The 21,164-nt window shown below is 52.9% G+C and carries 18 protein-coding genes, 2 tRNA genes and 1 pseudogene; 14 read left to right on the top strand and 7 right to left on the bottom strand.

Annotated features, from left to right (window positions below; genetic code table 11):
* Positions 1-77: 77 nt before the first annotated feature.
* The 11 genes from bioA to DCH402_RS08090 all read left to right on the top strand — a co-directional run bounded on the left by bioA (position 78) and on the right by DCH402_RS08090 (position 13,001).
* Positions 78-1,361, top strand: coding sequence for an adenosylmethionine--8-amino-7-oxononanoate transaminase (gene bioA / locus DCH402_RS08140; RefSeq protein ID WP_040000643.1), 1,284 nt, complete (start codon positions 78-80; stop codon positions 1,359-1,361).
* 574 nt (positions 1,362-1,935) lie between these two features.
* The gene (locus DCH402_RS08135) at positions 1,936-3,912 is read left to right on the top strand and encodes a glycoside hydrolase family 3 protein (RefSeq protein ID WP_050583280.1); all 1,977 of its coding nucleotides are present in this window, start codon (positions 1,936-1,938) and stop codon (positions 3,910-3,912) included.
* A gap of 141 nt (positions 3,913-4,053) precedes the next feature.
* Positions 4,054-4,464: a CidA/LrgA family protein gene (locus DCH402_RS08130; protein WP_040000642.1), complete on the top strand. Its 411-nt coding sequence runs from the start codon at positions 4,054-4,056 to the stop codon at positions 4,462-4,464.
* The gene (locus DCH402_RS08125; protein WP_040003498.1) at positions 4,464-5,162 is read left to right on the top strand and encodes a CidB/LrgB family autolysis modulator; all 699 of its coding nucleotides are present in this window, start codon (positions 4,464-4,466) and stop codon (positions 5,160-5,162) included. The genes DCH402_RS08130 and DCH402_RS08125 overlap by 1 nt, the downstream gene beginning before the upstream one ends.
* A gap of 228 nt (positions 5,163-5,390) precedes the next feature.
* Positions 5,391-6,278, top strand: a complete 888-nt coding sequence (cdd, locus tag DCH402_RS08120; protein ID WP_040000641.1) for a cytidine deaminase — start codon at positions 5,391-5,393, stop codon at positions 6,276-6,278.
* A gap of 270 nt (positions 6,279-6,548) precedes the next feature.
* A complete protein-coding gene (locus DCH402_RS08115) occupies positions 6,549-8,246 on the top strand; it encodes an NAD-dependent malic enzyme (RefSeq protein WP_040000640.1) in 1,698 nt (565 codons plus the stop codon).
* Between the two features lie 201 nt (positions 8,247-8,447).
* Positions 8,448-9,683 carry a molybdopterin molybdotransferase MoeA gene (gene moeA, locus DCH402_RS08110; RefSeq protein WP_040000639.1) on the top strand — a complete coding sequence of 412 codons (1,236 nt, stop codon included), beginning with the start codon at positions 8,448-8,450 and terminating at the stop codon, positions 9,681-9,683.
* Positions 9,683-10,441, top strand: a complete 759-nt coding sequence (moeB, locus tag DCH402_RS08105; protein ID WP_040000637.1) for a molybdopterin-synthase adenylyltransferase MoeB — start codon at positions 9,683-9,685, stop codon at positions 10,439-10,441. The genes moeA and moeB overlap by 1 nt, the downstream gene beginning before the upstream one ends.
* A 153-nt stretch (positions 10,442-10,594) precedes the next feature.
* Positions 10,595-10,990 (top strand): acyl-CoA thioesterase, encoded by a 396-nt coding sequence (locus DCH402_RS08100; RefSeq protein ID WP_040000636.1) that lies wholly within the window; start codon positions 10,595-10,597, stop codon positions 10,988-10,990.
* A gap of 102 nt (positions 10,991-11,092) precedes the next feature.
* Positions 11,093-12,145: a glycosyltransferase gene (locus tag DCH402_RS08095; protein WP_040000635.1), complete on the top strand. Its 1,053-nt coding sequence runs from the start codon at positions 11,093-11,095 to the stop codon at positions 12,143-12,145.
* 301 nt (positions 12,146-12,446) lie between these two features.
* Positions 12,447-13,001: a flavodoxin family protein gene (locus tag DCH402_RS08090; protein ID WP_012770253.1), complete on the top strand. Its 555-nt coding sequence runs from the start codon at positions 12,447-12,449 to the stop codon at positions 12,999-13,001.
* 59 nt (positions 13,002-13,060) lie between these two features.
* Here DCH402_RS08090 and DCH402_RS21185 read toward each other — a convergent pair whose 3' ends face one another.
* From DCH402_RS21185 to DCH402_RS08070, 4 genes are all read right to left on the bottom strand, one after another.
* On the bottom strand, positions 13,061-13,234 hold the full coding sequence (locus DCH402_RS21185; RefSeq protein ID WP_033580997.1) for a YqaE/Pmp3 family membrane protein: 174 nt from the start codon (positions 13,232-13,234) through the stop codon (positions 13,061-13,063).
* 155 nt (positions 13,235-13,389) lie between these two features.
* A complete protein-coding gene (locus DCH402_RS08080) occupies positions 13,390-15,594 on the bottom strand; it encodes a discoidin domain-containing protein (protein ID WP_040000634.1) in 2,205 nt (734 codons plus the stop codon).
* Between the two features lie 94 nt (positions 15,595-15,688).
* The gene (locus tag DCH402_RS08075; RefSeq protein ID WP_040000633.1) at positions 15,689-16,036 is read right to left on the bottom strand and encodes a DUF3168 domain-containing protein; all 348 of its coding nucleotides are present in this window, start codon (positions 16,034-16,036) and stop codon (positions 15,689-15,691) included.
* 586 nt (positions 16,037-16,622) lie between these two features.
* Positions 16,623-16,712: transfer RNA gene (locus tag DCH402_RS08070), tRNA-Ser, on the bottom strand.
* A 94-nt stretch (positions 16,713-16,806) separates the two neighbouring features.
* Between DCH402_RS08070 and mtfA the strand changes: the two genes are divergently transcribed.
* The 3 genes from mtfA to DCH402_RS08055 all read left to right on the top strand — a co-directional run bounded on the left by mtfA (position 16,807) and on the right by DCH402_RS08055 (position 19,216).
* Positions 16,807-17,574: a DgsA anti-repressor MtfA gene (gene mtfA, locus DCH402_RS08065; RefSeq protein WP_040000632.1), complete on the top strand. Its 768-nt coding sequence runs from the start codon at positions 16,807-16,809 to the stop codon at positions 17,572-17,574.
* A 133-nt stretch (positions 17,575-17,707) separates the two neighbouring features.
* A tRNA-Asn gene (locus DCH402_RS08060) sits at positions 17,708-17,783 on the top strand.
* 161 nt (positions 17,784-17,944) lie between these two features.
* Positions 17,945-19,216, top strand: coding sequence for a tyrosine-type recombinase/integrase (locus DCH402_RS08055; protein WP_040000631.1), 1,272 nt, complete (start codon positions 17,945-17,947; stop codon positions 19,214-19,216).
* A 135-nt stretch (positions 19,217-19,351) separates the two neighbouring features.
* On the opposite strand, the pseudogene DCH402_RS23040 reads toward DCH402_RS08055, so the two are convergent.
* From DCH402_RS23040 to DCH402_RS08045, 3 genes and pseudogenes are all read right to left on the bottom strand, one after another.
* Positions 19,352-19,664, bottom strand: a pseudogene (locus DCH402_RS23040) (helix-turn-helix domain-containing protein).
* Between the two features lie 13 nt (positions 19,665-19,677).
* On the bottom strand, positions 19,678-19,920 hold the full coding sequence (gene tatA, locus DCH402_RS08050) for a Sec-independent protein translocase subunit TatA (protein ID WP_012885292.1): 243 nt from the start codon (positions 19,918-19,920) through the stop codon (positions 19,678-19,680).
* Positions 19,921-20,067: 147 nt separating this feature from the next.
* Positions 20,068-21,144: an alpha/beta hydrolase family protein gene (locus tag DCH402_RS08045; protein ID WP_012885293.1), complete on the bottom strand. Its 1,077-nt coding sequence runs from the start codon at positions 21,142-21,144 to the stop codon at positions 20,068-20,070.
* Between the last annotated feature and the right edge of the window lie 20 nt (positions 21,145-21,164).

Below are 21,164 nucleotides of genomic sequence, written 5' to 3'. Positions count from 1 at the left end.
GGGTAAAAAAGTCTCGCCAGTGTAATTTATGTGGGTATACTGTCAACCAAATTGAGATCAGATTAGTTTACAACAGTATGAATCAAGACGACCTGAACTTTGACAGGCACCATATCTGGCACCCCTACACCTCCATGACCGCTCCCTTGCCGTGTTACCCGGTGACCGCCGCCAGCGGTTGTCAGCTACGGTTGGCCGATGGACGTCAACTGGTGGATGGTATGTCGTCCTGGTGGGCGGCTATTCATGGCTACAATCATCCGCGGCTGAACCAGGCGCTGACGGATCAACTGACGCAGATGTCTCACGTGATGTTCGGCGGCATTACCCACCCGGCGGCGGTGGCGTTGTGCCGCCAGTTGGTGGCGATCACCCCAGCGGCGCTGGAGTGCGTGTTTCTGGCGGACTCCGGCTCGGTGGCGGTGGAAGTGGCGATGAAAATGGCGCTGCAATACTGGCAGGCGCGCGGGGAGCGTCGTCAGCGCTTCCTGACGTTACGGCACGGCTATCATGGCGATACCTTCGGTGCGATGTCGGTATGCGACCCGGACAACTCGATGCATAGCCTCTATCAGGGGTATTTGCCGCCGCATCTGTTTGCCGACGCGCCGTGTGGCGGCGTTGACCAGCCCTGGCAACAGGAAGACATCACGCCGTTTAGCAGATTGCTGCAACAGCACCAGCATGAGATTGCCGCCGTGATCCTGGAGCCGATCGTGCAGGGCGCGGGCGGTATGCGGTTTTATCATCCCGAGTATCTGCGTCAGGCTCGCCAATTGTGCGCTCAGTACGGCATTTTGCTGATCGCCGACGAAATCGCCACCGGCTTTGGCCGCACCGGACGCCTGTTCGCCTGCGAGCACGCCGGCGTCACGCCGGATATTCTGTGTCTCGGCAAGGCATTGACCGGCGGTTACATGACGCTCTCCGCCACGCTGACCACCCGCACGGTGGCGGAAACCATCAGCAACGGCGAAGCCGGGTGCTTTATGCACGGCCCCACCTTCATGGGTAACCCGCTGGCATGCGCCGTCGCCCATGCCAGCCTGACGCTGTTGGCGGAAAACCGCTGGCAGGCGCAGGTAGCCGCGATTGAAGCGCAGTTGCGTCAGGCGTTACTGCCATTGAGAGAAGCGCCGACCGTCGCCGATGTGCGGGTGCTGGGCGCCATCGGTGTGGTGGAAACCCGCCAGCTGGTTAATATGGCGCATCTGCAACGCTTCTTTGTCGAACGCGGGGTATGGATTCGGCCGTTCGGCAAACTGATTTACCTGATGCCGCCCTTCATCATTCAACCGGAAGAATTGCAGACCTTAACCGATGCCGTGCGGCAAGCCGTGTTCACCCCGGCGTTGTGGTAATTCCTGCGCGCCTCAAACCGGGCAATAAATAACGCCCGGTTTGATTTTCTTTTATTTCCGAAATACGTTTGCTCTTCTCTGTCGGGTTATTTTCTTCAGCAGTTCAAATCGGAAAATAACAATAAGAAATTATCACTCATGATGGTGATTGAATAACTCTCATCCATCGACACTCTCTGCGCCAATTCTTTGATCCAGCTTCAGAATCTCTATTTTCCCACTTGAATCCCGAATAAAGACTGGCATAGCGTGACAGGAATTACTCGCTGGCGCTCACTATTATTTTATTCAACTGACACCGCCTGTCCTGGCCTTTTTCCGATGGTCTGTCTGTCGTGTTGAATAGCCCGTCGCGCTGACTGATCGGGCATTGAAATATCGCCCGCTGTTTTTTCCTCTGGCCCATACATAGAGCCTATCCCAGTAGGCGTTATTGGCGCAGCCAGTTTGGACTCGGGAAGCCGCGGAGAAACCGGAGCGTACACGGAGTACGTGAGGATTTCGAGCACTGCCCAGGGCCAAAATGGCCAGTGAAATAGCCCTAATGGGATAGGCTCATAATGAGAAAAACAACATGAAATCACGCTTCTCGCCGCACGCCGCGGCGGTTCTGCCCTGGGTTGCCACGCTGCCCCTGCTGTTTTCCCCACTGGCGGAGGCGGTACAACAAGCCACGCTCGATACCCGCGGAGCCCCGTTGATTACCGTCAACGGCCTGACATTTAAAGATTTGAACCGTGACGGAAAACTCAATCCGTATGAAGACTGGCGCCTGCCGGCGACACAGCGGGCGGCGGACCTGGTATCACGCATGACGCTGGCGGAAAAAGCCGGGGTCATGATGCACGGTTCCGCGCCGACCGCCGGCAGCGTTACCGGCGCCGGTACGCAGTATGACCTCAACGCGGCAAAGACCATGATTGCCGAGCGCTACGTCAACAGCTTTATTACCCGGCTTTCCGGCGACAATCCGGCACAGATGGCTGAGGAAAACAATAAATTGCAGCAACTGGCGGAAGCCACCCGGTTGGGGATTCCCGCCACCATCAGTACCGATCCACGCAGTTCGTTCCAGTCGCTGGTCGGCGTCAGCGTATCGGTCGGTAAATTCAGCAAATGGCCGGAAACCCTTGGCCTGGCCGCTATCGGTGACGAAGAACGGGTGCGGCGCTTTGCCGATATTGTGCGTCAGGAATACCGCGCCGTCGGCATCACCGAAGCCTTGTCGCCCCAGGCCGACCTGTCCACCGAACCGCGCTGGCCGCGCATCGACGGTACTTTTGGCGAAGACCCTGACCTGACCCAAAAAATGGTACGCGGTTATGTCACCGGTATGCAGAACGGCAACAACGGCCTCAACGCGCAGAGCGTGATCTCCATCGTGAAACACTGGGTCGGCTACGGCGCCGCCCAGGAGGGCTGGGACAGCCATAACGTCTACGGCAAATACGCGCAGTTCCGGCAAAATAACCTGCAATGGCACATTGATCCATTCACCGGCGCGTTTGAGGCCCACGCCGCCGGCATCATGCCCACCTACTCGATTTTGCGAAACGCCCGCTGGCACGGCAAACCCATCGAACAGGTCGCCGCCGGATTCAACCGCTTCCTGCTGACAGACCTGTTACGCGGCCAATACGGTTTCGATGGCGTGATCCTCAGCGACTGGCTGATCACTAACGACTGCAAAGGCGACTGCATCACCGGCGTGAAGCCGGGCGAAAAACCGATCCCTCGCGGTATGCCCTGGGGTGTGGAGAACCTGACGCCCGCCGAGCGCTTCATCAAAGCCGTCGATGCCGGGGTCGATCAGTTCGGCGGCGTCACCGACTCGGCCTTGCTGGTGCAAGCCGTGCAAGACGGCAGGCTGAGCGAAGCCCGGTTGGATACCTCCGTCAACCGTATACTGAAGCAGAAATTCCAGATTGGTTTATTCGAACGTCCCTACGTTAACGCCGCGCAGGCCAGCGACATCGTCGGCAAAGCGGACTGGCAACAACTGGCGGACGACACCCAGGCCCGCTCGCTGGTGCTGTTGCAAAACAACAATCTGCTGCCGCTGCGTAAAGGTAGCCGGGTCTGGCTGCACGGTATTGCCGCCACCGCCGCACAGGCTGCCGGTTTTGTCGTCGTCGATACGCCGGAACAGGCCGATGTAGCGCTGATCCGTACCCAGACACCGTATGAACAACCACACAAAAACTTTTTCTTCGGCAGCCGTCACCACGAAGGATCACTGGCGTTTCGTGCTGACAACCCGGACTATCAGGCCATTGTGCGCGCCAGCGCCCGCGTACCGACGCTGGTTAGCCTCTATATGGAACGCCCGGCCATCCTGACCAATGTGGTGGACAAGACCCGTGCGCTGGTCGCCAACTTCGGCGTCAGCGATAGCGTATTACTTGGCCGGCTGACGTCTGGCGCGGCCTACACCGCTAAATTGCCTTTTGAGCTGCCGTCCTCCATGCAGGCGGTGCGCAAGCAACAGCCTGACCTGCCTTACGACAGCGCCAAACCGTTATTCCCCTTTGGCTACGGCCTGCCTCACTAAACGGTGTCGCCCCGGTTTGCCGGGGCACCCCACCTGAAAAAACAGCATGACGGCAACCCACGCCCTTCGTTTTTGTGATTCGTAGCACACTGACAGTATTAGCGTTATCATCATCGTCTACCGTTTATCAGGATTTTCCCTATGCGCAATACCATCACACTGTGCTGGCACTATTTACGCGCTTTCGCAGTGATTTACCTGTGTTTATTCATTGGCAATGCGATATCCGCGCGACTTCCCATTACCATTCCCGGCAGTATTCTCGGCATGCTGGTGCTATTCGCCCTGTTGGCGTCGCAAATTCTGCCGTCACACTGGGTGAAACCGGGCTGTCGGTTATTGATCCGCTACATGGCGCTGTTATTCGTGCCGATTGGCGTCGGGGTCATGAACTATTATGGGGTGCTGCGTGAACAGTTCGCGCCGATCGTCGTCTCCTGTCTGGTTAGCACGTTTGTGGTCATGATCGTGGTCGGTTATACCACTCAGATGATGCACCGTGATCAGGTGCCGCCGGGCCGAAACACGGCAGACGCCAAGGAAGATAAATGATGCTGAATTATCTGTGGTGGTCGCTGCCGCTCACGCTGCTGGTATTCTTTGGCGCCCGCAACGTGGCGATGACGCTGAAAATGCCGTTACTCAACCCATTGCTGGTATCGATGTTGGTGATCATCCCGCTGTTGTTGATTCTGGATATCCCTTATGACCACTATTTCAGCGGCAGTTCCCTCCTCAATAGCCTGCTGCAACCGGCGGTAGTCGCACTGGCATTTCCGTTATATGAACAACTGCATCAAATCCGCGCACGCTGGAAATCCATCATTAGCGTTTGTTTTATCGGCAGCGTCACCGCCATTATTTCCGGCACCGTCATTGCTTTGTGGCTCGGCGCTTCACGGGAAATCGCCGCTTCCGTACTGCCGAAATCGGTCACCACGCCGATCGCCATGGCCGTCGCCAGCGCCATCGGCGGGATTCCGGCTATCAGCGCCATGTGCGTGATCCTGGTTGGCATTGTCGGCGCCGTATTGGGCCACGCGCTGTTTAATCGGCTCAACATCCATGCCAAATCCGCCCGTGGGCTGGCGATGGGGACGGCATCGCATGCATTAGGTACTGCACGCTGCGCGGAAGTCGATTTTCAGGAAGGCGCGTTCAGTTCGCTGGCGTTGGTGATCTGCGGCATCATCACCTCGTTGATCGCCCCGTTTTTGTTTCCGGTGATCGTGCGCCTGATGGGGACATAACCATCGTTGATTGCCTCTGGTATTCCGGTTATCCGAGCCGTTGCCGTAGGTAACGGCTCGCCTCTCCCCATACCTGCCCGCACGCCCGTCAAAACCTGCGAGACATCTCGCATTTGTGATTTATTTTTCATTTATTTCATACGAAAAGTGATAATAATCACAAATAATTACCGTGTACCTGACCAGACTTGGGTTACCACGCCTTGAAACCGGGAAAGAGATCTCACCATGCAAGCACGCTTTCATGACGCATTTACGCAATTATCTGCGGCGTTACAAACCGCGCTGACGCCGATACTGGCGCGTGACGACTTCGCCGCGATGTTGACCGCCGACGAAGTCGACCGACTCTGCGCTCAGAGTCAGCTCGACGCCGACGGCCTGGCCTTCGCACTGCTGCCATTGGCAGCCGCTTGTGCACTTACGCCGGTCTCGGGTTTTCACGTCGGCGCGATAGCGCAAGGCGTCAGCGGCGCCTTTTACTGGGGCGCCAATATGGAATTCGACGGGCTCCCACTGCAACAGACCGTCCACGCGGAGCAAAGCGCCATCAGCCATGCCTGGCTACGCAATGAATCGGCGTTACGGGCGGTAACGGTAAACTACACGCCTTGTGGTCACTGCCGCCAGTTCATGAACGAGCTTAACAGTGCGCCCGAATTGCGGATCTGCCTGCCGGGGCGCGCACCCGCCCCGCTCGGCCACTACCTGCCGGATGCGTTTGGCCCCCGCGATTTAGCGATCAACACCTTGCTGATGGATAATATCGATAACGGATTAACACTGACGACGGACGATACGCTGTGTCGGTTGGCGTTGGCTGCCGCCAACTGCAGCCACGCGCCATACAGCAAGGCGTTCAGCGGCATCGCGCTGGAAACCCGGCAAGGCCGCCGCTATACCGGTCGCTATGCGGAAAACGCCGCCTTCAACCCCAGCCTGCCGCCACTTCAGGCCGCCTTGAATCTGGTCAATCTGGCCGGCGATGCCTTCAGCGATATCCAGCGAGCGGTGTTGGTGGAATCGGGCCATGTTGCGCTCAGCCAGTGGAGTCTGGCGCAACCGTTACTGGCCTCATTCGGCGGTACGGCGCTCCAGCGCACGCTGGCGTATTAATGTGTGATCCGCGCTGCTCGTTGTGGGCAGCGGATTTGTGATGGGAAATTCACATTGTGTGAGTGCAAACATCGTCCGTTCTGCCGTTTTTTGTCGCCGGACGCCAGATATTATGTGACTTTCCCCACATATTTTTCATATGCAAGTCATCTGTAATTATTTTAATTAACAATCCCTGTACATATTTGCTGGGTACTTTAAGATCCGCGCTATCTGTCGCTTCTCGCTGGTTCTCCGAACCCATTTCAGCTACCCAAAGAGTCGAAAGTCATGGAATTGGAATACGAAAGTAAACGCCCACTCTACATCCCTTATGCCGGCCCTATCCTGCTCGAATTTCCCCTGCTGAACAAAGGCAGCGCTTTTACCGAGGAAGAACGCGCTCAGTTCAACCTGCACGGCCTGCTGCCTGAAGCGGTAGAGACCATTGAAGAACAGGCGGAGCGCGCCTGGCGGCAGTATCAGGAATTCAAGAACGACATGGAAAAACACGTGTACCTGCGTAACATTCAGGACACCAACGAAACCCTGTTCTACCGTCTGCTGGCAAACCACCTGAGCGAAATGATGCCGATCATTTACACGCCGACGGTGGGCGCCGCCTGTGAACACTTCTCCGACATTTATCGTCGTGCCCGCGGCCTGTTTATCTCCTACCCTAACCGTGAGCATATCGACGATATGCTGCAAAACGCCACCAAACAAAACGTAAAAGTCATCGTGGTGACGGACGGCGAGCGTATTCTCGGTCTGGGCGACCAGGGTATCGGCGGCATGGGGATTCCGATCGGTAAACTGTCGCTGTACACCGCCTGCGGCGGCATCAGCCCGGCGTACACCCTGCCGGTGGTGCTGGATGTCGGCACCAACAACCCGCAACTGCTCAACGATCCGCTGTACATGGGCTGGCGTCACCCGCGTATTACCGGCGACGAATACTATGAGTTCGTCAACGAATTCATTCAGGCGGTGAAACGCCGCTGGCCGAACGTACTGTTGCAGTTTGAAGATTTCGCGCAGAATAACGCCATGCCGTTGCTGAACCGCTACCGTGATGAAATCTGTAGCTTCAACGACGACATTCAGGGCACCGCCGCTGTAGCGCTGGGCAGCCTGATCGCCGCCAGCCGCGCGGCAGGCAGCCAGTTGCGTGACCAGACCGTCGCTTTCCTTGGCGCCGGTTCCGCCGGTTGCGGTATCGCCGAGCAGATCATCGCCCAGATGAAGTCCGAAGGACTGAGCGACGACGAAGCCCGTTCCCGCGTATTCATGGTGGACCGCTTTGGCCTGTTGACCGACAAACTGCCGAACCTGCTCGACTTCCAGAGCAAACTGGTGCAGAAAAGCGACAAACTGGCGCAATGGGACGTCACCAGCGATGCGATCTCTCTGATGGATGTGATGCGCAACGCTAAACCGACCATCCTGATAGGCGTATCGGGTCAACCGGGTCTGTTCACGGAAGAAATCATCCGTGAAATGCACAGCCACTGCGCCCGCCCGATCGTGATGCCGCTGTCCAACCCGACCTCCCGCGTGGAAGCTCGCCCGGAAGATATCATCCGCTGGACGGATGGTGCGGCGCTGGTCGCAACCGGCAGCCCGTTCGCACCGGTGCAGCACAAAGACAAGGTTTACCCGATCGCACAGTGCAACAACTCCTACATTTTCCCGGGTATCGGTCTGGGCATACTGGCTTGCGGTGCGAAGCGTATCACTGACGGCATGTTGATGGCATCCAGCCGCGCGCTGGCCGACTGCTCCCCGCTGGCCAACCAGGGCGAAGGCGCGCTGTTGCCGGACATCAGCACGATTCAGGATGTTTCCAGGCACATCGCACTGGAAGTGGCGAAAGCCGCACAGTTGCAAGGGGTGGCGGAAGTGACCTCCGAAGATACGCTGGTAAAAGCGATTGCCCACAACTTCTGGCAGCCGCAGTACCGTACTTACAAACGCACGTCCTTCTGATTCGGCGTGTCGATCGCCCTGATATCAGCGCGATTCGCCTTCCAGACGCGGCTTCGGCCGCGTTTTTTTATTCCCTGCCCGCCTGACGCTCGTCATTCTCCCTCCTGGGGATTTCTGCCATAATGGCAACCTTATAGATACATCAATGTCATGCCTGTTCGACCTGCGTCACTATGCAGCGGGCACGCATGTGGAGCTGCCATGGATACTTCGGGTTTACTCTCTCTGGAACAGGCGCGGCATGCCATGCTGGCGCAAGTTTCTGCGCTCACCGATACAGAAACCGTTTCTATCTATCAGGCTGCCGGTCGCATCACGGCTGCCGCAGTGACTTCCCCTATCAATGTCCCGCTATTCGATAATTCTGCGATGGATGGCTATGCCGTGCGGTGTCACGAACTCACTGACCAACCGCTGCCTGTGGCCGGCAAAGCCTTTGCCGGCGCGCCGTTTGACGCCGACTGGCCAGCCGGCAGTTGTATCCGAATCATGACCGGCGCGCCGATTCCCGCCGGTGCCGATGCGGTGGTGATGCAGGAAGAAACTGAACGTGATGCCGACGGCAGGATCCGATTTACTCATGCCGTGAAGCCCGGCCAAAACATCCACCGCATCGGTGAGGATCTCCGCCAACAGGCGCAGGTGCTGCCGGCCGGTACCCGGCTGGGCGCCGCCGAATTACCGTTGCTGGCGTCACTCGGTATCGCCACCATACCGGTAGTGCGTCGCCTGCGGGTAGCGCTGTTTTCCACCGGCGACGAACTACAACCCGTCGGCGAACCGTTACGGGAAGGGCAAATTTACGATACCAACCGCTTTGCCGTGCGCCTGATGTTGGAACAACTGGGCCATGACGTTATCGACCTCGGCATCGTGCGTGATGACCCGGCGGCGCTACGCCAGGCATTTCAGCAGGCGGACCAGGCTGCCGATGTGGTGATCAGCAGCGGCGGCGTTTCCGTAGGCGAAGCGGATTACACCAAACAGATGCTGGAGGCGCTGGGCGATATCCGTTTCTGGAAACTGGCGATCAAACCCGGCAAGCCGTTTGCGTTTGGAAAACTGAGCCATGCCTGGTTCTGTGGGCTGCCGGGCAACCCGGTATCTGCCGCAGTGACTTTCTACCAGTTGGTCCAGCCCTTGCTGGCGCAGTTATCCGGCCATAGCAGTTGGTCATTACCGGCGCGTTTTCGGGTCAAGACGACAACGCCGCTGAAAAAATCCCCCGGTCGGCTGGACTTCCAGCGCGGTATTCTGGCTCGTACCGATCAAGGCAGCCTGGAAGTTCGTACTACCGGGCATCAGGGTTCCCATGTGTTCAGTTCATTCAGTCAGGGCAACTGCTTTATCGTACTGGAGGCGGATCGCGGTCGTGTGGAAGCCGGCGAATGGGTAGACGTCGAGCCCTTTAACTCACTATTGCAGAGCCACTTCTGATGTTGCCTGAACTCACTGATGAAGAAACCCTGCGCTATAACCGGCAAATCGTCCTGCGCGGGTTTGATTTTGACGCGCAGGAGCGGCTGAAAGCGGCACGGGTACTGATTGTCGGGCTAGGCGGCCTGGGTTGCGCTGCCTCGCAATATCTGGCGTCGGCCGGTGTCGGCCAACTGACGCTACTGGATTTTGATACCGTTTCATTGTCTAACCTGCAACGCCAGGTGCTGCATCGCGACGATCGCATCGGGATGCCGAAGGTGGAATCTGCCCGCCTGACCTTAGAGCACATTAACCCGCATGTTCGGATCACCCCGGTTCAGGATAACCTGGAAGACGATGCACTACAGGCATTAGTGACGCAGCACGATGTCGTGGTGGACTGCACCGACAACGTATCAATACGTGATCGGCTCAACCGCGTCTGTTTTATGCAAAAAATACCCCTGGTATCCGGCGCGGCTGTCCGCATGGAAGGGCAAATCAGCGTCTTCACCTATTACCCCGAAGAACCCTGTTATCGCTGTCTTAGTCGATTATTTGGCGACAGTGCGCTCACCTGTGTGGAAGCCGGCGTCATGGCTCCGCTGGTCGGGGTGATCGGCTCATTGCAGGCGCTGGAAACCATCAAACTGCTGGCGCATTACGGCCAGCCGCTGGCAGGTAAGTTACTGTTGTTTGATGCGATGACGATGCAATTTCGCGAAATGCGGTTATCGAAAAACCCGGACTGCGACACCTGCGGGCAGGCGACCTGACGCCGCCCGGTCACCCGCGGACGGAAACCGCAGCAACCGGATAACGCCGCATCTGATTGGCCGATCGGCGCCCCATCATCAGGGGCGTCCAGATCTGCGGCTGGAATTGATGTAAAATAACAGCGTCCAGTTAATTCACAAGGTCGCCGTATCATGACAGAAGCATTACTCGTTGAAGAACGCATTCAGCACTCCATCACCCGGGTCGCCAAGGTCGTCTTTCCCACCAATATCAACCACCATTCCACCCTGTTCGGCGGTACGGCATTGGCGTGGATGGATGAAATCTCTTTTATTACCGCCACCCGTTTTTGCCACAAACCACTGGTCACCGTCTCCACGGAAAAAATCAATTTCAATACGCCGATCCCTTCAGGCACGATTGTTGAATTGGTCGGGCAGGTCAGCCGCGTCGGGCGCACCAGCCTGACGGTGGATGTTTCGGTATATCTGGAGCAAATGTACGCCGAAGGCCGTACTCAAGTCATTACCGGACAATTCAATTTCGTGGCCGTCAATGACGAAGGGCGCCCTATTCCGCTATTCTGATAACGGTGCGTTCATGCTCCTGTGTTAACGCACAAGATTCCGTCAACGGTACTTTCAGGTCACCGTGATATCGTCTAACTCTTCCTTCGACGGGTGAAAATAATGATTTCCGTCTGCATGATAATGAAAAACGAAGCCAGGCATCTTGCCGGTACGCTAGCCTCCATTGCGGCTCATTTTGACGATATTATCGTTGTTGATACCGGTTCCACTGATGACTCCAAAGCTATCGCCAGCCAATTCACCCGCCATGTTTATGACTTCACCTGGACAGCAGACTTTTCCGCCGCGCGCAATGCCTCGCTGAATTACGCTCGTTACGATTGGGTATTGGTGATCGATGCCGATGAAGAGATCGAATCGATTGATATTGGTGCGCTGCATGCGTTGATAGCTGCACACCCACAGGCAATAGGGCGCGTAGAACGCATCAATTATCTCGATGAAGGCAGCGATACCACCACGGTTCGGGAATCGATCAATCGCCTATTTCGCAAAGATCGCTATCACTATAGCGGCATTATTCATGAGCAGGTTATCCCCCTCGACCCCAGTATTTCTCCTGCACCCTCGTTTATTGCGCCGATACGTCTGAATCATGTCGGGTATAAAAAAGAGATCCTACAGCAAACCGATAAGGTTGCCCGCAATATCACCTTGCTGCACCAGGCACTGGAAGCTCAGGCGGATGATCCGTATCTGTTATTTCAGTTGGGTAAAAGTTATTATCTGAAGCGTGATTACCCTATGGCTATTAATTATTTCCAACAGGCTTTACGCTTCGAAACCAATTTTGCGTACGAATACACGGAAGATCTGGTTGAAACGTACGGCTACGCGCTGATCAATCAGGGTGATTACGAGAAAGCAATGGATATCATCCAGTATGAATCTTACTTCTCATCCACCGATTTTGTATTTTTGAAAGCAATGATTCTGATGAATAACGGCCAACTCCAGAATGCCGTTGATTTATTTGTTCAGTGTACCAAAATGCCGGCTGGAAATAAGGAAGGCGTTAACTCCTATAAAGCCAATTATAATATTGGCGTTATTCTCGAGTGCGTCGGCATGAAACAGCAAGCACTGGAATTTTATCAGAAATGCGGTCACTACACCCTGGCGCGCGACGGCATCCAGCGTTTGGTTCATTAAAAGATCGCTCAGGCATCCTCTAACGTCTCCGGAGGATGCCCATTCAGGCAGTGAGTCTATCGGGAGGCTACCTGAATTATTTAAGTTATAGTTTATTCGTTTTATGCATAACATTTCCGTATTTTATTATTCCCGTTGTCGTCGTTGCCATTATAATGGTTACCATCAGGTAACTTAGGTACTTATGGGTAATTCGTTGTTTATAAAAACATAACACGATAATATGCCGACATCCCTGAATATGGTTTATACCCGTCATACTTTACGGTCTTTTTTATCTGTTCACTCACGAGGAAATACTATGAGCAAGATCGCTGTGGTTTACTATTCTGGTTATGGTCACACTAAACTGATTGCTGAACAGGTTGCAGAAAGCGCTCAGGCAAGCCTGATTGCCGTCGACAACAACGGTGATATCACCGACGCTGACTGGGAAACGCTGAATGCCGCAGACGGCATCATTTTCGGCGCACCCACTTACATGGGCAATGTTCCGTGGCAATTCAAGAAATTCGCTGACGCCAGTTCCAAAATCTGGTTTACCCGCGGCTGGCAGGACAAGGTATTTGGCGGTTTCGTCAACAGCGCCAGCCTGAACGGCGACAAGCAAGTCACCCTGATTTATCTGCAAACGCTGGCGGCACAGCACGGCGGTATCTGGGTTAGCCTCGGCCAACTGCCGGCTAATGCTCTGGCTTCTACCCGCAACGATGCAAACAACCTCGGTGGTTCCGCCGGTGCGCTGATTCAATCGCCGTCAGACGCCGGTGCCGATGCAATTCCGGCTGGTGATTTGGAAACCGCTAAACTGTACGGCGCACGCGTCGCTGAAATTACCCGTCGTCTGCACGGCTAATCGCGTCATCTTTCTGACATGCACATGCCCGGTTCTCCGGGCATTTTTCTCTCTCTGCTTTATCCGAGACGACTGCCCGGACGAGTCTGAATCCAAAACGCATGGATCAAACCCGGCACATACCCCAGCAAGGTCAGCAACACATTCAGCAAAAATGCCCAGCCCAATCCTTTGCCCAATAACACGCCGAGTGGCGGCAGGATGATGGTAAACAGAATACGCCAGAAACCCATAGGCAACCTCCATGACAGTTAAATTATCGGGTCGATACGCCAGCATAATCGGTTGAATGTCAGTTTCTGATGACAGTGGGTAAGGTTTTTAATACCGATGAAAAAGCGGACTGAAAAATCAGTCCGCCTGTATGCTCAGGGCTATTGTTCAGAGATTATGGTTGTTGATAGGCCAGTTTGTAGTTACCCGCCGCGACGGTTTTAAACGTCACCTTATCGGGATACCAGCGGATTTCGACTTCGGCCGATGATTGTAGTTTCCACGCAGACGCCGATACTGATAACGAGATCGAGTCAATCGCAGCACTATCATTTTCTGGGTTTTGTGCGTCAATAGCGACAGCAAAAGCGATATTGTCAGGCATAGAAAGTGTATCGGTATAGAGTAAACTCCACTGCGACGCAGTTATTCCAGCAAGCATGGCCGGGGTCATGCCTTGAGCCATCAGTTTTGATGCGTCCGTATCGTTTGCTGTTAGCGTGCCAATCGAAACCCATGCACTGTCACTAAAAACAAACCATTCGGTTAGATTTCTTGACACAGCAACCCTCACAAAGCCGACCCCAGTCTGATTTACCGTAGCAGTTGCCAAGGTTATCGCGTTAAAGCCCTTTATGTTACTAAGCTTCAACGGGATGGCGATTTGTGGCGGATAGAGAATTATCGCGTCAGCGGAGCGGCCTGTCACAATGCTGACAGAGCCGAGCGACATCAGGCTGCTAATTGGGATGTATCCAGACCAATAAAATCCGACCGAATCAATGTCAACTGCGGTAGATGGTGATGCGATCTGCACCAGTGCGCCGTCTGATGACGTGTAATAGTTTGAACCGGAGCGTAGCAAAATTTTTTCGGCAAGCTGAATATCCAGCTCCCCCACCGCTACGAACCCAGCCAGATTACCGATATTGTAGTCTGTTATATACAGACGATAGTAAGCGTAATCAGCCTGCGCTCTCAGGCTGTAAGCCCTGACTTGCCCGGCTACATTACGGGTATCACCGACAACAGAATGCAGATCAACCCATGTTGTTCCGTTGTTGGAACCTTGAAATATCCATGTTTTGGGGCTATTCGAATAGCCATTTTGATTTCGGGTAGCGATGGAATAACCCGCAACTCGGACCGCTGCTGGCATCTGGATTGCGATCCACTGCGGTGATGCTGAAGATGGTGCCCCTGCACTCAACCATGCATCAGTGAGTACGGCATTCGATTTGTTAAACGCCTTCCAGAGCTGGCTAGCCGCATTACCATCAGCGTTATTTGACGACGCAGTGACGATGTATCCGCCCTGCGTGTTACCGGTCATTGCTGGCAGCGCCGAGCGATTTGATCGAGCGTAAATGGAGACCGCCGTTGCTGTTGGTCTTGGACTAAGGCTTGTGGAAAAAAAAGCACCATCACTGCTTAGTGCTACTTTTTCACCAGCGACGGCTTTGGCCGTGCCGTCAAATAAAAGACCTGGCGTGTGATTGTAAACATCGCCGCTATCGTAGCTATCGGTCATGATCGTTGATGTTGACCCCGCCTCCTCCTTCAGTGCATAGGCATCGAAGCTGTAATCCATAGTACCGGTAACGCTGAACGGGAAGGTAAATACCTGATTCGCCGTCGTACCATTACGCGTTACTACCGTATAGCCACGACCGCCGCTGTTTCCACTGCTATTACCGCCGCCGCTATTGCCGCCTGTCGCACTGACAACCAGCTGGTTGCTGCCGGCATCATAATTCAGCGCAACACCCTGCCCAGCCGCCAACGTCGATACCAGCACTTTACGTACCGCGTCGGTGAAATCGGTAATTTGCGCGGCGGTATGGGTGTGGTTTGCCAAATCAGACTGATGCACCACATCGCCCAATCCCAGATTGGCGACAAACTGCGCTTTATCCGGAATATCCGCGCCATTGAGGGTTTTATCCATCATCCGGCTGACGGCATCGGTCAGATCCGGCAGCGTTTTCACCACCACGCTCTGCCCGTTATTGTCCGTCAGCGTCACCTGACCATGTTCGGTCAGCACCTGTTTCCATTGCGCCAGTTGAGATTGATAGCCTGCCAGCATCGCCGCAATCTGCGCCACATAGGCCGCATGATCAAAGGTATCGTTACTGCCCAATACCGGAATTGCGTAACGTACATGATTCTCCGTGCAACCACCGTATTCGCTGGCCAGTACCAGCTCGGTATCCGATACGACGGATGCAATTTCATAAATCCTTACACCGCAATCAGTAAAGATCAGCAACATGCCGCCGGCAATTACGCCATTATTCTTATCCGCCCACAGGGTATTCTCACCCAACACGACTTTGCTGCCAGAAAATAAAGACAAACCACCTGATTTATACCACATAACATGATTCCTTCATTGCATAAAATAGTCAAAAGCAGGCCAGTCCAATACCAAAGTGGACGTTAATACAAGATGAATAGTTAAACTCCCAACATTAACGGGAAATATCAACTTCCAGTGTCATGCGGAATTTCTCGTATTCCACATCAAAGTCGTTATATTCAACAGTTTTATTCGGTTGTAATACTGCCAGCGCCGTTCGCGCCTGTTCACGCAAGGCCCGAGCCTCTGCTACCGTGTGAGCATAACAATCTGCACTGACGGTCACTTTCTGGCTGACCAATTGCTGAGAAGCATTATAATTATTCTCCTGACTCAGTGAAAAAAGAATAAATGGATGCTTCTGATGCGGAGCATCATAATCACAACAAGGTACAGCATAGGCATAAACACGGCCATGAGCCAATTTACCCAACAGTGGATAGATATCTTCTTCAGTCATTTCAAGCAGCCTTATTTAGATAATGAATGAAATCTATTTTCACCAGAGCAGTAAGAAAACAGGTTTATTTGAAAGCATCTCGCTTCGGTCATTATCATAAATGTATTGGGCACCACACTTCTCGCGGTCACTGTTGTGCCATCAGCCAGTAAAAATAACGTCAGACTATTTATTATGATGATGGCAGGTTAAAATCAGAAAAAATCGATTTATACCCAAAATAATTCGAGTTGCAGGAAGGCGGCAAGAGAGAGACAAATTCGTCGGGAACGAATTTGACCAGCCAACGGCTGGCCTCCGGTGAGAGACAGGATGTCTCTCATTTCATCCCGATGAACTTACTCAGGTAAGTGATTCGGGTGAATGAACGCAGCCAACACACCTGCAACTTGAAGTATGACGGGTATAGAAGGTGTATTTACTACGCACTGTAACACTCGTGGCATAAAAGTGATGATTTCATGACGCCTCTGCCAGAAACGTTGTTTCTCAAATGTTAGGCTACGTCGTACACAAAGGGATAGGCGTAAATGAGCAACAAAAGGGCATTGAAACTTGGAAAAGATGCGCGGTAGTAGGAGGTGAGTGGCGGAGAGAGGGGGATTTGAACCCCCGGTAGAGTTGCCCCTACTCCAGTTTTCGAGACTGGTCCGTTCAGCCGCTCCGGCATCTCTCCACGAAAGTGTTGCTTATAATGCCCTGTTTTATGGCATGTTAACAAGAACAAACCGACGCCTTTGAATTCAAGTGATGACTTAGCGAGCAACACCATGATGAAGTGGCAATGGAAATCCCCCACCCCCGACACGTTTCCGGATTGGCAACCGGCATTGTCAATCCCGTTATTGACACCGCTGGCCGAGCCTGAGCAGCAGCACATCGTCATGGTGGCCAGAGAGTTTCTGCGGCAGAAACGTCTGGTGCCGTTACAGGGACTGGTACTTACCGAGCTGATGGCAAAACGCATCGCGCTCTTGTTTGCCCTTCCGGTGCTGGAACTGGGCATCGAGTGGCTTGATGGCTTTCATGACGTTCTCATCCCCCCTGAACCCTTCAGAGTCGATGACGAATGGATGGATGAATTCGGTTTGGTGCATAGCGGCCCCAGTATTCAGTCTGGGCAAAGTTGGGATCAGGGGCCTATCGTGCTGAACTGGCTGGAAATTCAGGATTCATTTGACCTTTCCGGGTTCAATCTGATTATCCATGAAGTAGCGCATAAACTGGATATGCGAGGTAATGAACGCCCTTCCGGTGTGCCATCGATGCCACTACGCGAAATCGCCCAATGGGAGCAAACGCTACATGCCGCGATGGAAGCACTGCGCGAAGAAATTGAGCTGGTAGGAGAAGACGCCGCCAGCATGGATCCCTACGCCGCTACCGACCCAGCAGAGTGTTTCGCCGTGCTGTCTGAATATTTCTTTAGCGCGCCGGATTTATTAGCTGAGCGTTTCCCAACGGTATATCGCAATTTTTGCAGTTTTTACCGACAGAACCCACTTGAAAGGCTGCAGCGCTGGCAAACAAAGCAGTAAGTCGCCGGATTTATCACCCAAACGGCGACGAACCCTGCGGATTGTACAGAAGCCCAGCAGTCAGTACAGAATGTCTGTTTTGCCCGTTGACAGTCAAAGGGCGCACAGATAAGATGCGCCCCGTTCCAACGATTCCTCTGTAGTTCAGTCGGTAGAACGGCGGACTGTTAATCCGTATGTCACTGGTTCGAGTCCAGTCAGAGGAGCCAAATTCTTGTTTTCATGCCGCTTTGCGAATCCCTATGTGATTCAGATTCAATAAGTTAGCGTGAAAAGTCTTCCCGATGCATTTTCAGTTTTCCCTCCGCATCGGGAGAATTTGGTGGTCAGATTTGGGGTCAAGTTGGTTCGATGACGGAGTGACCCCCAAATGTCTCTTAACGACTCAAAAATCCGCAACTTAAAACCATCCGCTAAACCCTTCAAAGTTTCCGATTCTCATGGTCTGTATCTGCTGGTTAATCCAGGCGGTTCACGTCTCTGGTATCTCAAATATCGTATCAATAAAAAAGAATCCCGCCTCGGCTTAGGTGCCTATCCTGATGTCTCTCTGGCTGATGCTCGTCAACAGCGTGACGGTATCCGTAAGCTACTGGTGCAGAATATCAATCCAGCACAACAGCGCTCCGCTGAAAGAGCCACTGCGTTGCCCGAAGAAACCTTCAAGTCTGTTGCACTGAGCTGGCATAAAAGCAACAAAGCATGGTCTGAAAATCATGCCGTCCGTCTGCTCGCCAGCATGAATAACCATATTTTTCCGATCATTGGGCATCTACCTGTCTCTGAACTAAAACCACGTCATTTTATCGACCTGCTGAAAGGGATTGAGAAAAAAGGCCTGCTGGAAGTGGCGGCACGTTCCCGGCAGCATATGTGCAACATCATGCGCCATGCCGTGCATCAGGAGTTGATAGATAACAATCCGGCGGCAAATCTGGACGGTATCATCGCCCCTCCGGTTAAACGCCACTACCCAGCCCTTCCGCTGGAGCGACTATCGGAGCTGTTGACTCGTATCGGGGACTATAAGCAAGGACGAGAATTGACCCGCCTGGCAGTCTCACTCACCCTGCACCTGTTCATCCGTTCCAGCGAACTGCGTTTTGCCCATTGGTCTGAGATCGATTTCAAAAACAATATCTGGACTATTCCTGCCAATCGCGAGGCTATCCCCGGTGTTCGCTATTCCGGGCGTGGCGCTAAAATGCGCACACCGCATATCGTTCCTCTCTCCAGTCAGTCCATCACTATTCTGAAACAGATACGGGAAATATCCGGGCATCAGGAGCTGGTATTTCCCGGTGATCATAATCCGTATAAGCCGATGTGCGAAAACACGATCAACAAGGCACTGCGCCTGATGGGCTACGACACAAAAAGCGACATCTGCGGTCACGGATTCAGAGCAATGGCCTGCAGTGCGCTGATGGAATCTGGGCTGTGGGCGCAGGATGCGGTTGAACGGCAGATGAGTCATCAGGAACGCAATAGCGTTCGAGCGGCTTATATCCATAAAGCAGAATATCTCGATGCCCGTAAAGCGATGATGCAATGGTGGTCGGATTATCTGGATACCAACCGGGAAGAATATGTTGCGCCATACATTTATGCTCAACAACATGAAACGGCTGGAGCAGCCTGATCGATAGCGCTCTTAAGAGCAGGTCCTGATAAAAAAGGATCTGCTTCTAAGACGGAGAGAAAATCTTGCCTCAGCATTTCACAAAAAGTCGAGAAATGTCAGTAAATTGCTCAGACTGCATACGTGAATGAAGGTCTAATGTGGGGTAATCAACAACATAGAATTAGGGTTACTTTCTTGTAACGATGGTACTGCAAGATTAGCGTTGCGAGATCCTCATCGACAGCATAGAAATACGCTTCCGGCGCATCCAGCACCGCCGCAAACCGGCAAACCAGACCAAAACCAGGGCAGCTGACTTCCCGTGCATATGGGCTTAACGGGAACTCGACGTTTCTTTATCCATTCCAGCAAGACAAGCGAGCTCACCCTCTTTTAATCCGGCATTCACTCGGGCGAATCTTAATCGTTTACGAATCGGGCCATTACCGACTTCGCAGATTAACAAGTGAAAGTGCTTCTCACTTGTCTTTTTTATGAATTTCGTCCGGCTGATCGTTAACATGATGATTGCTCAAAGATGGGGGGAGCTTGCTACTTTCATCAGCAGACGTAGCTTTTTCATTTTCCTCATCCATTGCTTTTTTAAAACCTTTAATCGATGCCCCTAAATCAGCACCCAAACTGCTTAATTTTTTCGTCCCAAAGAGTAAAATAATAATTGCCGCGATAATTAATAGCTGCGTGATACTAATGCCACCCATAGATACCTCATCAGTTAACTTTCCTTAATCAGGAATAATATAACTCTATATTGAACAGGGCCAGCGCGAAAACCAAAATTCACCTAGCTAATTAAATTAGCACAGGCTATTAATGATTTTGCGCTGAACTTAAATCCTGTTACTTATTCAGATATGACTATTAAACCAATCAAGCATCACTTCTGGATTTTTACCGAAATAGTTATAGCCCTGAAAACGCTGATCGGTTCCTTCTATCCAGAACAACTTTTTATCCGTGGCAGAGATCGTGTCATAAATTTCCTGCACATTGGAGGGCTTAGTCAGAAAATCATTGCGAACCTGCGCAACCAACGTTGGCACCGTGACTGCTTTAGCATATTCCATCGGCCAGACATCAGCCAGATGATAGCCGGTTCTTCTGTGGAACGCGGTATCAAATTTCTCTACGCCATTAACAATGTGTTGTGCCTCCACTGCTTTCTCAACAAACACCCTCGGCGTCACAGGTTGCAAAGCAAATAATGCTTTAACGTGTGCAAACTCTTTCGGGTGCTTGTGCATCCCCACAATCGTGGCATTTGCGCCCAAGCAACGGCTGTAAAGCGCTGTTTTCATTTTTTTCGTTTCAGAACGCGTTTTCGCATAGCGTAAAGAACCAATCACATCACGATATTCCAGTACACCATGCCCATTAACACCACCGCTTCCCAACCCGCTACGCCCATGATTACGGATATCATAAGCAATGATGTTATAGCCTGCATCGTGTAACACTTTATATTCTGGCAGGAAATTCACCTCGAAACCGCCAAAATTGGTCCAGGGTTCTAAGTGCCCAGGATAGCCATAACGATTACACGGCATAGGGTGGTTACAGATGATAAGTTTATTCGAGTTAGCGGGAATGAACCAACCTTCGACTGTGACACCATCGATGGCAGGGAAAAATATTTCCTCAAATTCCATACCATATTCGTTTGGCCATCTCAAAATAGGCGTACGAGTCGAGTGCGCCATTAAGTCAGCCAATCCGTTGATAAATGCATCGGATGCAGTATCGGCCGTAGCGTCATTCGTAGTCGTTGCGGTGGTGGCTGCAGAAGCACTCGCAGCCATCACCCCCGAAGAGACTGCAGCAACAATCGGAAGTGCAGCAAGAGACAGACCCGTTTTCAACATCTGTCGACGACTTTGTAAAAGGGACTGTTCCTGTACAGTTTTGGTATCGTTATTATGACGCATGTTAGTCTCCTTATTTCCTA

This window comes from Dickeya chrysanthemi NCPPB 402, from assembly GCF_000406105.1.
GTDB lineage: Bacteria > Pseudomonadota > Gammaproteobacteria > Enterobacterales > Enterobacteriaceae > Dickeya > Dickeya chrysanthemi.
This window is presented reverse-complemented; position numbering and strand designations above follow the sequence as displayed.